The following is a 14149-nucleotide window of genomic DNA, read 5'->3' as shown; positions in this document are numbered from 1 at the left end:
AGCGACCTTCCAAACCCCACCGTAACGCAGTACCTTCCCGCTTCCTTCCAGATTTTCCTTTCTATGCGTAACAACTCTCTTTTGCTGCTGGGCCTGAGCGCCTTTCTGACGACGGCCCCGGCTCTGGCGCAGCAGAAAAAACCAACGTCCGCCGCTGCCACGGCTTCTGCTGGCGGCACCCGCCTCGTGGAAAAAGTGACCCGCAAGCCCGGCGAGCTGGTGATTCCCTACGAGAAATACGTGCTGGCCAACGGCCTGACCCTGCTCGTAACCGAAGACCATTCCGACCCGCTGATTCATGTGGACGTGACCTACCACGTGGGCTCGGCCCGGGAGCAGATCGGCAAGTCGGGCTTTGCGCACTTCTTTGAGCACATGATGTTTGAGGGCTCCGACCATGTGCCCCAGGGCACCTTCGACCGGGTTACGCTGGGGGCCGGTGGCAGCAACAACGGCAGCACCAACCGCGACCGGACCAACTACTACGAAACCATGCCGAGCAACCAGCTGGAGCGCACGCTGTGGCTGGAGTCCGACCGCATGGGCTTTTTGCTCGATGCCGTGACCCAGAAGCGCTTCGAGGTGCAGCGCGCTACCGTGAAAAACGAGCGGGGCCAGAACTACGACAACCGCCCCTACGGCCTGGTAAGCCAGTATGTGGCCAAAGCGCTGTATCCCTACGGCCACCCCTACAGCTGGCTCACCATTGGCTACCTCGAGGACCTGGACCGCTCGAACGTGGACGATCTGAAGCAGTTTTTTCTGCGCTGGTATGGCCCCAACAACGCCACGCTCACCGTGGGCGGCGACGTGCGCCCGGCCGAGGTAGTGGCCTTGGTGGAGAAGTATTTCGGGACCATCAAGCGCGGACCGGCGGTGCAGGACATGACCCTGCCGACGCCCAAGCTGACCCAGGACCGCTACGTGAGCTACTCCGACAACATCCGCTTTCCGCTGGTGCAGCTCGTGTTTCCGACGGTGCCCCAAAACCACCCCGATGAAACCGCGCTGGACGCGCTGGCCGAAATAATAGGAGGTGGCAAAAACTCGCTGCTCTACCAGAACCTCATTAAGCCCCAGAAGGCGGTGGCGGCCCAGGCCGCGCACCCCACGGCGGAGCTGGCCGGCGAATTCACGCTTTCGGCCCGCGCTTTTCCCGGCAAGGGCCTCGACAGCCTCGAATACCGGGTGCGCCAAAGCCTGAGCGAGTTTGAGCGGCGCGGCGTGCGCGACGAGGACATTCAGCGCTTTAAAGCCAGCCGGGAAGCTACCCTGGTGACCAGCCTGGGCAGCGTGAGCGGCAAGGTGTCGCGGCTGGCGGCCAACCAAACCTACAGCGGCAACCCCAACTACCTGACCGTAGAGCTGCAACGCCTGCGGGCCCTTACCAAAGCCGATGTGCAGCGGGTGTACACGCAGTATATCAAAGGCAAAAAAGCCGTGGTGCTGAGCGTACTACCCAAATCGACCCCCACCGCACCAGCCCGGCCCGATAACTACACCGTCAGCAAAGAAGCCTACGAAGCACCCGCCGATGAGTACAAAGGCCTGACCTATGTGAAGGCCACCGATACCTTCGACCGGAGCAAGATGCCCGGCGCGGGCGCTAACCCGGAGGTGAAGGTGCCGGCTTTGTGGCAGGAGCAATTTCAGAACGGCCTGCGCGTGATGGGCACCCGCAGCACCGAGGTGCCGCTGGTAAATATGCTGCTCACCATCCGGGGCGGCCACCGCCTGGAGCAGCTGGACCCCGGCAAAGCCGGCGTAGCGGCCCTGACGGCCTACCTGCTCAACGAAGGCACCCAAAAGTATACCAGCGAGCAGTTTGCCGCCGAGCTGGAACGCCTGGGCAGCTCTATTACCATCAGCCCCGGCACCGACAATACCACCGTCAGTGTGCAGAGCCTGACCAAGAATCTGCCCGCCACGCTGGCCCTGCTCGACCAGCGCCTGCTGCACCCCCGCTTTGACGCGGCCGACTTTGCGCGCCTTAAAAAGCAGCAGCTGGAAGGCATTGCCAACCAAAGCACCCAGCCCACCGTCATTGCCGACAAAACGTACGCGGCCCTGCTCTACGGTCCCGGCGACATCATGAGCGTGCCCGTGATGGGTACTACTACCACGGTGCAAAGCCTCACGCTCGACGACGTGAAGCAGTTTTATCAGCAGTACTACGGTCCCGACCTTTCCCACCTCGTCATCGTGGGCGACGTAGAGCAGAAGGACGTGGTGGCCAAGCTGGGCTTTCTGCAGGGCTGGGGGCGCAAAGGCCTGCGGCTGCCGGCCGACAACCCCAGCAAGCAGCCCGACAAAACGCGCATCTACTTCGTCAACAAGCCGGATGCCGCCCAGTCGGAAATCAGGATGGGCTACCTGGCGCTGCCTTACGACGCGGCCGGCGAGTACTACCGCGCTACCCTGGCCAACTACCTGCTGGGCGGCTCCTTCACGAGCCGCATCAACCAGAACCTGCGCGAGCAGAAAGGCTACACCTACGGAGCCCGCTCGGGCTTCCAGGGCACGCGCTACGCCGGGCCATTCACGGCCCAGGCCGGCGTGCGGGCCGATGCCACCACGGCTTCCCTGGTCGAGTTTGGCAAGGAAATCAAAGGCTACACCACGGGTATCAGCGACGAGGAGCTGCAGTATCTGCAAACTTCGGTGGGCCAGAGCGACGCGCTCCGGTACGAAACGGGGCAGCAGAAAGCCGCTTTCCTGGCCCGCCTGCTCGAATACGACCTCACTCCGGACTTCGTGCAGCAGCAAAGCGCCATTTTGCGTGGCCTCAAAAAGGAAGACGTACAGGCCACTGCCAAAAAACACCTGCCCATCGATAACATGTACATCGTCGTGGTCGGCGACCGGGGCAAGGTGTTCCCCGGCATCACGACGCTCGGCTACGAAGTAGTGGAAATGGATGCCGAGGGCAACCGCCTCAGCAAATCGGTGCCGGCGGCCGGCACCGTAACGGCTGCTCCTGCCGCTGCCCCGGCTCCCGACGCGAAGACCGTGAAAAAGGCCAAATCCAAAGCCAAGTACGAGGACGGCCGCAAAACCAAGCGCAAACAGAAAAAGGACGATGATAGCGCCAAAGTGAAGGAAAAAGGCGAGTAGCTTTTATCCGCTTCTGGCTGGTTGGAAAGCCCGGTTCTGCGCAGGCGCTTTTCCTTACCCAAAACTTAGAAGCCCTCCCAGCCATGCGGCCGGGAGGGCTTTTTCGAACGGTTGCGTCGCTGATTTGCTGCTCTTCGAGCGGAGCCAGGCACCCCTGGCCGATAACAAGGGCCCGCCCCCTGGCCTGCACCACGCCGCAGGCGGGACACCACCATGACCTGTTTGACATCGAAACCTTATTTGACGAGTTGTGCACGCTGGTAGAAGTGGCCCACATAACACTCGAAGGGCTGTTTCTGAATGCTTACAGTGGCTTCGCTGCCTATAGCTTACGCGACGACTGCTTCCGTCGGGGCATTGAGGCCAACATTGCCTACAAGCCCCGTTCGGGCCAAAGCGAGGAAGCCGCTAACCAATATTGTGATGAAAAACTCTACCGCCACTGCACGGCCATTGAGCGCACCAATGCTTGGGTAGATCGGTTAAAAACCCTGCTCGTGCGCTACGAAACCAACGTGGACAACTGGCTGGCCTTCCACTTTCCGGCCTTTTCTGTCCTGCTACTCCGTAAAATACCCCAAAGAACAAACCCTAAACAGGCTCCTTTTATCGAAGCTGTTTAGAAAGTCAAAAGAACGTCCTGCTGATTGCGGTTGGCGACTTTCTAAACAGCTTCATCATTTCAAGAGAAAAATCAGCTGCCGACTGTCACAAATTCACTACTTCTACGCTTTGCTTGTTGCTTATCACTGACCCTACATCAGTGACAGCCTTTTATGTTTGCCGAACTATATAAAATATATTTAACCATTTCACTGATTAATACAATGGTTATTTTTAAGCATTCTGTCCTTTACGCCGGGTCTGGGTTTCTCTATGTTTGAAGCACCTCCTGCTAGTAGGAGACACCAACCAAATTGTATGCTGCACTCGTTGCCTTCGTGGCCATCGCAGGAATGGTTAGCGCCAGCTCTACGGCCACTGCGCAGGGCGGCTTGACCTGCCCCGGCAGCGGCCAAGCTTGTGCCCGGACTACCGACGGCATTGTTTTCACCAAGGGCCTGGATCAAATCGAAGTATCCGAATAACCTACGCTGGCGTGAATAAGAAAAGGCTGGAATTGATTCCGGCCTTTTTTTTACTCCCCAATGCCCGTTTTCCATGAAAAAAATAGCCGGAATTCTACTCCTTTGTTTTATTGCTATTGGAAGTATGACCTGGGCTTTCCGCAAAAAGGAAACTGCCCTGGAAACCTACTACAATCGGACCGTCAAAAGCGAGTATGGCCGGCAAACGGCGGCGGAGCTGGCATTTTGGCCCGGTAGCCTCCTGCTATCCGGCCACCGCCTCTATGCCGTGAGTGCCCAAAGCCCCGAAGTGTACGTGTACAGCCTGAGCCTGCAACCCGTCGGTAAGCTGCGGTTTCCGGCCAGCCTGCGCATGGTGCTGAACTTCTCCGTGCAGGGCGATACGGCCTACGCCACCGACGGCACCCAAATGATGGTAGCCCTCAACATGCGCACCTGAGCGTACCGGATTAAGAATTTAAAGTCCTTTCATTTCTCCCGCTTTATTCCGCTGAATGCCGGTTCCTATTTAGTCAAGGGCCCCGATCCGGCGCAGGCGGAGGCCAAGGATGACATGTTCAAAGTCGTCGACGCCCGCAGCGGTACGCCAACGATGATTCACCCCTTATTAAGCGCCTGGGTGACCACGGCATGAATTCGGACGGATTTTTCATTCAGGGTAAAAACGGCTTTATCTACAGCGTATCTTATTTGAATAGCAACATCTATGCGTTCGACGCCGCAGGCCGGTATTTGCGCACGCTACATACCATTGGCCACGCCGATAAACACTACGAAGTCGGCCGCGTAGGCGAATTCTATACCTTCAAAGAGCCCACCAAGCGCTTAAATGTGGCCGCCGCTGCCGATTCCCTTCTTTATGTGTATTCCCGGGTTAAATCGACGACCAAAAAGAAATATCCGCACGAGAGCTACATCGACACCTACGATCTGCACCGCAGCTACGTCGGCAGCATTCGGGTGCGCAAAAATACCGGCAATGGCTTCAGCGCCCTGGCCGTCACCGGCGACTCGCTTTTTGTAGCCGAAGGAAACCAGTTGGTGCTTTACAAAAAAATGTAATCCGCGCATGAAAAAGCTTTTCCTTCTTTCCCTGCCGCTGGCTATTTTATTTGCCTATGCCGGTCTTGTCAAAGGCCTGGATGTTGAGCTGTTTCAGACTCAGCTCAGCAAAAGCCCGCTTATTCCGGCCTTTGCCATTCCGGCCGTGTCCTACCTGGTTCCACTGGCCGAGCTCTTGATTGCCGTCGCCTTGTTTACCGACCGGTACTTTAAATGGGCCATCTACGCCAGCCTGGGGCTGATGGCTTTTTTCTCGATGTACCTGGGTGCCCTCGTGGCCCTGTTTCCCAAGGAGTCGATACCCTGCTCCTGCGGCGGGGTGCTGGGACAAATGGGCTACCCCCTGCACATCGCCTTCAACGTGGCTTTTACGCTGCTAGCCACCTATATCTGTCTGCAACTGGAAAAGCAGCTCACCCCTGAAGGGCCGAACCATGCGTAGCCGGCTGGCCGGCGGCTTGCTGGTGGTGGCGCTGGGGCTGGGCTCATGGCGGGCGCGGGCCCAATCGGGGGCGGCACCTGTCGTCCACGGCATCATCCTGGACGACTCGCTGCGCACCCCGCTGGTGGGCGCCAGCATCGTGGCGGACGAAGGAAGGCACTCCGTTCTGACGGGACCGCGCGGCGTTTTTACCGTGCCCGCCGCAGCCTGACGCTGGCCGTCAGCAGTCTGGGCTATGCGCCCCAGCTGCTGCGAATTTCACCAGCGGCGCAGCAGGATACCGTCCGTCTCTTGCTGCGGCGCAGCAGCCTGCTGCTGCAGGAAGTGGTAGTGGACGGCAAGCGCGAGACGATAACCGTGGACATCGATAAGATGACCGTGGACGCTAGTCGCTTTCAGGGCAGCTCCGCCGCCAGCGCCGACAATCTGCTCAACCTCATCCCGGGTGTCAGCGTGGGGCCGCAGGGGGAACTCAAAATCCGGGGCGACGGCAACGTGCAGATTCTGGTGGACGGCGTGCCCACGCCGATGAACAGCCGGCAGCTAACCGACTGGCTGCGCAGCCTGCCCGTGAGTGCCATCCGGCAGATAGAAGTACTTGCCCCCAGCTCTGCCCGCCTGGACGCCGAAAAAACCGGCGGCGCCCTGAACATCGTGCTGCAGAAGAAACTGCTGGACGGCTACCGCGGCAGCATCAACCTGGGGGCGGGCACCCGCTTCAACCACCAGGCCTCGGGCAACCTGCTGGTGAAAAAGGGCCGGGTGAGCTCCACGCTCAGCGCGGGGCTTTACACGCACCCCAACGGTGGGCAGCTTTCGGCCGAGCGGGTGGGCACCACACCCCAGGGCCAGCCTTACGCCCTGCGGCAAAGCGGCGGCCGCACGGCCTACGACTACTCCCTGAACGTGGGGGCCAGCACCAACTGGGAAGTCGATACCACCCTGCTGATTTCCACCAAGCTGTTCGTGGATGGCTTCACGCTCTGGTCGCGCAACGACGTGGCGTATTCCGGCCGGATTGCCTCCGACGAGCTTACGTCCTTCCGCATCCGCCAGCTGCGCGACCTGTCCAACACGGGCGTGTCGGCCAGTGTATCGGCCGACAAGCAGTACGCGCGCGGCCGCCGGCTAGTGGCGGACGCGCTGTACAGCTACCGCACGGAAACAGTGGATAACACGCTCTACCAGGACGAAGCCTGGCAGGGCCACGACGCTTTTCGCAGCTACAAGAATGAGACGGCCGTGCAGCTACGCTGGGAGCAGCCCATGGGGCCGGGCGGCAGCTGGGAGGTGGGTACCCGGCAGGTGGCCCGCCTGAGCCGTTCGACGTATCCTGGCGCTACCGTCGGCACCGGCGAGCAGGTGCTGTTCGACCAGTACACGAGTGCCCTCTACGGCCTGCAGAACATGACGCTGGGCAAAACCAAGCTGCAGTACGGGCTCCGCGCCGAGTACGTGGGCAACCGGTTTTACTCCCGTCAGGAGCCCGAATACCGCAACTCTTTCCTCAATCTTTTCCCGAGCCTGGCCTTGTTTCGGCCCCTGAGCGAGAGCCTGAGCGTGCGCCTGAGCTACACCCGCAAAACCCGGCGCCCCGGCATCTCCTACCTCAACGCCTTCCAGGACCGCCGCGACCCCAAAAACATAGTCACCGGCAATACCAGCCTGACCCCGGAGCTCAAGGACCTCCTCGACCTATCGGCCACCCTGCTGCGCAAGCACTACAGCCTCAGCGGCAGCCTCTACCACCGGCGGACCCGGGATGCCATATTGGCCTACATCATTCCCCGCACCGACGACGTGGTAGTGACAACCTACGGCAATGCCGGCACCGAAATCGTGACGGGCCTCGCGCCCAGCCTCACGCTGCAGCTGGGCAAGCTTAGCCTGAACTCCACGTTCGACTTCTCCCACTACCAGGCCACCAACCAGGCCCTGGGCCTTTCCAACGCGGGCTTTATGGCCGGCGTGAATGCCACGCTCAACTACCGGTTTAATAAAAGCTGGTACGCGGTGCTGACGGGAAACTACGACACCCCGCGCATCCTGCTCAACGGCACGGCCACGGGCTGGAACACGGTGGGCGTGGTGGTGCAGCGCTCCATCAAGGACAAGTACCTGCTCACCCTCAACGCCCAGGACGTGTTCAACACGTCCCATTTCGTGAGCCGCTACGTGGCCGACACCTTTACCTACACCACCGACTACCGGCCGCAGTTCCAGTCCCTGGTTGTGAGCGCCACATATCGCTTCGGCAAGAAATTCAAGTATAAGGAAGGCCAGTCCAACCTGAAGCTGGACGACGTCGGCGAGAAGAGCAACCGGTGACGGCCGCCAGCCCCCGGTGAAAACCCTTATCTTTTTGGCCCGGGCCCGCCCCGGCTTACCCCAGCCCCAATGCATACTCTCCGACTATTTCTGCTCTGTGCATTGCTTTTGCCAGCCGGCACGGGCCGGGCCCAAAACTCCGCGTACCGTATTGTGGGCCGCATCAACGGCCTAGCGGACGGCACCCGAATGTATCTGATTGACGGCAGCCGACGGAAGTTTATCGACTCGGCCACCGTGCGGGCGGGGCAGTTTACCCTGACGGGCCAGCTGCCCGAGCCGGTTTTCGTGTACCTGCACGCCGGCCGGGGCCAGGCCAGCCGAAAAATGACCGACATCCTGCTGGACAACCAGCACCTCACCGTGGAGGGCAGTCAGCCGGAGTACGACAGCGTGCGGGTGCGTGGCTCCCTCATCGACCAGCAGTGGAAAGCGTGGCTGCAGGAAGACCGGCAGCTCGGCCACCGCTGCCACCAGATTGACCGGTTGCGACAGGCGCTGCTCGCCAAAAACGACCGGGCCGCCGCCGATGCCCAGACAGCGGCGTTGCGGGCGCAGCAGCAGCAGCGCGTCCGGCTGCTCAAGGCCTACGTCAGCCGCTACCATGATTCGGCCACGGGGGCGGCGCTACCCACCTTCTGCACCCTGAGCGACTACCTCACCCGACGTGACTACCTGGAGATGTACGCCCTGCTAACGCCAGTCTGGCAGCAGTCGACGCTGGGCCAGGAAATCCTGCGGCAGGCCACCCAAAAGGGCAACTAGCGCGGTTTCGGGGCCAATGGCTAGTAGCGCGAACTGTGTAGTTCGCGCTACTAGCCATTGACCCCGAAACCGCGCTAAGCTGGTCATTACGGGCCGTTGCTGGGGCAAAAGCCTGCTCCGCGCCGAGGCCGGGTACCGCTTCGGCACCACCGGCAACCACTTGCTGGGCGGCGTAGTATTCGGCAATGCCCAGACCGTACCGGAGAATCTGCACTTGGCTTCCGGCACCCTGGCCACCCAGCCCGACCAGGTAGTGCCCGCCGCGGGGGAAGGCCTGCGGCCGAACCCGAACAAGGTGCCGCGCACCAACCTCTCCATCGACTACGGCCTCGGGGCCGACGGTGCCTGCGGGGTGGCTTTTAACCTGGGAAACGTCTTTTAAAGCCTATTCGAACAGGCCGTCAAGCTCATCTGGCGTCCGCTTGTCGAAGCAGCTTTACTGCGCAACTAATCAGGGTTACTCCTGCGGTAGAGATGCTTCGACAAGCGGACGCCAGATGAGCTTGACCGTTCTTTTTTTCCTATTCGGATAGCTACTTAGAACAACGGTAGCCGCGACGCATTCCTGCGGCTCGTCGGCCGCGTCCGTCGTGCATCGTTCAACGAGTAGCCGCAAAGCTGCGGCGCTATACCATTCTGACGGATCGTAGGCCCGCCGCCACCCTGGTATGCAGCCCTCGTGAAAAGATGCGGGTGCATCCGAAGAACTCTGCCGGGCACCCGTGAAAAGTTAGGACGCTTCCGCTGAACTCTGTGGGACTACCGAAAAAGGTCGGGGGCCGGCCAACCTTTTCCGGCGGAACAATTTACCCCCGGCCAGTTGTCGTTGGAGGCAGGGAAGAGGCGTGCAGCCTTCGCCGCTTTAATCCGTATCTTTCCCGGAGCCACTTATGGGCTCTTTTCGTGTATTGGACCAAGAATTCGTGCCTATAATGACTACCAATGCGCCGGCCCTGGAGCAGGTCTTGGCGCAGCTGAATGCCTTTAAGCGCAAGTTTTATCTGAACCTGCTGGTGCGTGGCGCGCTGGTGGCAGGCGGCCTGCTGCTCACGCTGTTTCTGGTATTCAACGCCCTCGAATATTTTCTGTACCTGCCGACCTGGGTGCGGGGCGGGCTGCTGTTCGGCTTTCTGGGCCTCACCCTCTACGCCTTCGTGCGCTGGATCTGGCAGCCGCTGGCCGCCCTGACCAACCTGCGCCGCCTGCTCAGCGACGAGCAAGCCGCGCAGCGCATCGGGGAGCTGTTTCCGCAGGTGCAGGATAAGCTGCTGAACGCGTTGCAGCTGCAGGGCCAGGCTCGCGAAAATGCGCTGGTGGCGGCCAGCTTGGAGCAGCGCGCCGGGCAGCTTACGGGCCTGGAGTTCTCGCGGGGTATCAACATTAAAGCCCAAAGCCGGCCGCTGTGGAAGTATGTAGCTGTGCCGGCGGGCGTTATGCTGCTGCTGCTGCTGCTGTACCCGGCCTTGTTTGTGCAGGGCACCGAGCGTATTTTCAACTACCGCCGCGCTTACGCGCCCCCGGCGCCGTTTCGGTTCGTGGTAGAGAACAAAGACCTCAAAGCCTTCAAAAACGAGGATTTCAAGCTGGCCGTGACGGTGGAAGGCGACGTGCTGCCCAACGAAATCAACATCGTGTATGGGGGCCGGCAGCGGCGGCTGACCAAAGCCAGCGGCAACCGCTACACCTATGAGTTCCGGCAGGTGCAGCGCGACGTGGAGTTTCAGCTGGCCGCGGCCGGCTTCACCTCTCCCGACTACGACTTGCTGGTGCGGGAGCGGCCCAACCTGCGCGATTTTGCCGTCTACGTTACCTATCCGGCCTATATCGGCAAGCCCGCCGAGGCCATCCGCAACTCCGGCAACCTGACTGTGCCCGAAGGCAGCACCGTACGCTGGGAATTTGCGACGGCCGCCACCGACGAGTTGCAGCTACTCTTCACCAATCCTACCGAAACCGTGACGGCTACCGCGGCGGGAGAGGATTTTGAAGCGTCGCGCCGCATCTTGCGGAGCCAGGAATATGCCGTGCGGCTGCGCAACGCGGCCAGCCTCAACCGGGACCCGATTCAGTACCAGATTACCGCTATTCCGGACCTGGTGCCGGAAATTACGGTGGAGAGCTTCGCCGATACTACCTCGCTGCGCTACCTGGCCCTGGGCGGGGCCGTGCGCGACGACTACGGTCTGAGCCGCTTGCAGTTGCACTACCGCGTGACCTCCAAAGCGCGGCCTAATGGCGACTACAAAACCCGCTCCCTAGCCCTGCAAAGCGGCCCGGCCCAGAGTTACGCCTACCAGTGGGACCTGGCACCGCTGAATCTGAAGCCCGGCGACCGGGTAGAGTACTTCCTGCAAGTATGGGATAATGACGGCGTACATGGGCCAAAATCGACGCGGACGCGGGCGGCGGAATTTCGGCTGCCCTCCAAAACGGAGTTGCGCGAGCAGATGAATGCCCAGTCGCAGTCGGTGCAAAGCCAGCTGAGCCAGGCGGCGGAGAAGTCGAAAAAGCTGGAGCGCGAGATGGCCAAGACCGAGGACAAGCTCAAGACCAAGCGCAACCTGAACTTCCAGGATAAAAAGCAGCTGCAGGACATGCTGGAGCAGAAGCAGCAGATGGACCAGCAGATTGCCGACATGAAGAAGCTGTTTGAGGAGCTGACCCAGAAGCACGACCAGCTGGACCCCAAGAGCGAGGAGCTGCGGGAGAAGGCCGAGGAGCTGAAAAAGCTGATGGATACGCTGCTCGACCCCGAAACCAAAAAGCTCTACGACCAGCTGCGCAAACTGCTGGAGGAGCAGAAAGCACCCGACACCCAGCTCCAGAAAATGCTGCAGCAGCTCGAAAACAAGGAAAATACGCTGCAGAAAGAGTTGGAGCGCGCCCTGGAGATGTTCAAGCAGCTGCAGTTTGAGCAGAAGCAGGAGCAGGCGACCGAGAAGCTGGAGCAGCTGGCCAAAGAACAGGAAAAGCTGGCCGAGCAAACCGAGAAAAACGACAAGGATAACCAGCAAAAAGGCGACTCGAAACAGGAGCAGCAGCAAAAGCAGGAACAGCTGAAGCAGGAGCAAGCCGAAAAGAAGCAGGAGTTTCAGGATGTAAAAAAAGACCTGGAAGACCTTAAGAAGATGGACGAGCAGCTCGACAACCAGAATGGGGCCGACGACATGAAGCAGGACCAGCAGGACGTGGACCAGCAGCAGCAGGAAAGCCAGGAGGAGCTCGCCAAAAACCAGAATAAGAAAGCCAGCGAGAGCCAGAAGCAGGCCGCCCAGAAGATGCAGCAGATGGCCCAGAAGATGAAGCAGCAGCAGGAAGAGGACCAGGATGAGCAGCAGCAGCAGAACATCGACGACCTGCGCGACATCCTCGACAACCTGATTACGCTCAGCTTCGACGAGGAAAATCTGATGAAGCAGTTTCGCCAGGTCGACCAGACCGACCCGCGCTTTGTGCAGCTCGGCCAGCAGCAGCGCAAGCTGCGCGACGACGCGGCCATCATCCAGGACTCCCTGTATGCGTTGGCCAAAAAGGTGTTTCAGATTCAGAGTTTCGTGACCCGCGAAGTAGGGGAGATGAACGGCCAGATGGACGAGTCGCTCAACCAGATTCGGCAGCGCAACGTGGGCCGGGCCACCAACAGCCAGCAGCTCGCCATGACCAGCATGAACAACCTGGCCCTGATGCTCAACGACGCCTTGCAGCAACTGCAGCAGCAGCAGCGCGAAGGGCAGCAAAGCAAGCAGAGCGGCGGCAAGCCCGGCGGCAAAAAGAAGAAAAAAGGCAGCTCGCCCGGCGAGGGTCAGATGGGCAAGATGCAGCAGCAGCTCAACCAGCAGATTCAGCAGCTGCAGCAGAGCGGCAAGACTGGGCGGGCGCTTTCCGAGGAGTTGGCAAAGCTGGCCGCACAGCAGCAGATGCTCCGTGAAGCCCTCAAAGAGCTCGACAAACTGCAGCAGGGCAGCAAGGAAGGCAAGGGCCAAAACGGCGCGGGCGGCACCGGCGAGCTGAAGAAATTAATGGAACAAACCGAAACCGACCTCGTAAACAAGCGGCTAACGGAGCAGACTGTGCTGCGTCAGCGCCAAATCATGACCCGTTTGCTGGAAGTCGAGAAATCGGCGCGGGAGCGGGACCAGGATGACAAGCGCGAAGCCCAAACCGCTCAGAGCCGCCCACCGGTATTTCCGCCCGCTTTCGACAAGTATAAGCAGCAGAAAAATCGACAAACGGAGCTGCTGCGGACCACTCCGCCGGCCCTCACACCGTACTATCAGCGCGAGGTGAGTGAATATTTTCAGAAAATGAAATAGTCTTCCGCTAATTTTACCGCTCTGCTCGCTTTACATACCTATGAAACAGGTTAAAATTCAGATTCCTTCGCTCGTTGAGAATATCCGTGTTGTAGAAAGCTTTATCGACAACTCTAAGGATACTTTCCACATCGAGGATGATATTTATGGCAATATCATGGTCGCCGTGACGGAGGCCGTGAACAATGCCATTCGCCACGGCAACAAGTTCGACAAGGACCGCAACGTATATCTGTCGCTCTACGTGGACAAAGACCGGGTAACGTTTGAGGTCGAGGACGAAGGCGATGGTTTCGATTTCACCGACTTGCTCGATCCCACCGCGCCCGAAAACCTGGAAAACCCCGGGGGTCGTGGTATCTTCCTCATCCGGCACCTGGCCGATGAAGTTGAGTTCACTAAGGAAGGCCGCAATGTGCAGCTCACCTTTATGCTCGCGCCCGTCGAAACCGACGAGTCTTCCGAAACCGATACCATTTCCTCCGACCACGCGGCATGAACCAGCACCCTCCCGGAACGGAAGATGACCTGACCAGCGGCCTGCCCGAAGACTCGCACGAGTCGCACGGCATCGAGTTTCTGGTAGAGGATGTCGTGTTTGAATTGGCCGAGGCCGAAGCCCTCACGTCCTGGATTGAGCGTATCGCCGAGGTGCACGAGCACAAAATCGTGCAGCTCACTTATATTTTCTGCTCCGACGACTATCTGCACCGTGTCAACGTCGAGTACCTCGACCACGACACGTACACCGACGTCATCACCTTCGACAACGCCGACGACGCCGATATCATTGAGGGCGACATCTTTATCAGCGTAGATAGGGTGCGGGAAAATGCCACGCAGCTGGGAGTTCCGTTCCATGATGAGCTGCACCGCGTGATGATTCACGGTGTGCTGCACCTGCTAGGCTACGCCGACAAAGACCTGCTGAGCCAGACGGCCATGCGCAAGAAGGAGGACTATTGCCTCTCGCTGCGTACGTTTTAACTTGCCGCCAGCCGGCTTTTCCAGCCTTACTTTTATAGAAACGCCCGCAC

11 protein-coding genes are annotated in these 14149 nt (G+C 59.9%); all 11 read left to right on the top strand.

Features of this window, described 5'->3' with window-relative positions:
• The first annotated feature begins 63 nt into the window (after positions 1–63).
• Complete coding sequence (locus E5J99_RS15995; protein ID WP_135498822.1) at positions 64–3114, top strand: M16 family metallopeptidase; 3051 nt, start codon at positions 64–66, stop codon at positions 3112–3114.
• Between the two features lie 248 nt (positions 3115–3362).
• On the top strand, positions 3363–3737 hold the full coding sequence (locus E5J99_RS15990) for a transposase (RefSeq protein WP_167852178.1): 375 nt from the start codon (positions 3363–3365) through the stop codon (positions 3735–3737).
• Between the two features lie 589 nt (positions 3738–4326).
• On the top strand, positions 4327–4641 hold the full coding sequence (locus E5J99_RS15985; RefSeq protein WP_135498820.1) for a hypothetical protein: 315 nt from the start codon (positions 4327–4329) through the stop codon (positions 4639–4641).
• 251 nt (positions 4642–4892) lie between these two features.
• Positions 4893–5264, top strand: a complete 372-nt coding sequence (locus E5J99_RS15980) for a hypothetical protein (protein ID WP_135498819.1) — start codon at positions 4893–4895, stop codon at positions 5262–5264.
• Positions 5265–5271: 7 nt separating this feature from the next.
• Positions 5272–5706, top strand: coding sequence for a MauE/DoxX family redox-associated membrane protein (locus tag E5J99_RS15975; RefSeq protein WP_135498818.1), 435 nt, complete (start codon positions 5272–5274; stop codon positions 5704–5706).
• Between the two features lie 291 nt (positions 5707–5997).
• Complete coding sequence (locus tag E5J99_RS15970; RefSeq protein WP_167852177.1) at positions 5998–8034, top strand: outer membrane beta-barrel family protein; 2037 nt, start codon at positions 5998–6000, stop codon at positions 8032–8034.
• 69 nt (positions 8035–8103) lie between these two features.
• Positions 8104–8799, top strand: coding sequence for a DUF4369 domain-containing protein (locus E5J99_RS15965; protein WP_135498816.1), 696 nt, complete (start codon positions 8104–8106; stop codon positions 8797–8799).
• Between the two features lie 160 nt (positions 8800–8959).
• A complete protein-coding gene (locus tag E5J99_RS15960; protein ID WP_135498815.1) occupies positions 8960–9181 on the top strand; it encodes a hypothetical protein in 222 nt (73 codons plus the stop codon).
• Positions 9182–9689: 508 nt separating this feature from the next.
• Positions 9690–13112 (top strand): DUF4175 family protein, encoded by a 3423-nt coding sequence (locus E5J99_RS15955; protein WP_245319045.1) that lies wholly within the window; start codon positions 9690–9692, stop codon positions 13110–13112.
• A gap of 40 nt (positions 13113–13152) precedes the next feature.
• Complete coding sequence (locus E5J99_RS15950; RefSeq protein ID WP_135498814.1) at positions 13153–13611, top strand: ATP-binding protein; 459 nt, start codon at positions 13153–13155, stop codon at positions 13609–13611.
• Positions 13608–14099 (top strand): rRNA maturation RNase YbeY, encoded by a 492-nt coding sequence (ybeY, locus tag E5J99_RS15945; protein ID WP_135498813.1) that lies wholly within the window; start codon positions 13608–13610, stop codon positions 14097–14099. The genes E5J99_RS15950 and ybeY overlap by 4 nt, the downstream gene beginning before the upstream one ends.
• Positions 14100–14149: the final 50 nt, after the last annotated feature.

Source organism: Hymenobacter elongatus (assembly GCF_004745955.1).
Taxonomy (GTDB): Bacteria; Bacteroidota; Bacteroidia; order Cytophagales; family Hymenobacteraceae; genus Hymenobacter; species Hymenobacter elongatus.
This window is presented reverse-complemented; position numbering and strand designations above follow the sequence as displayed.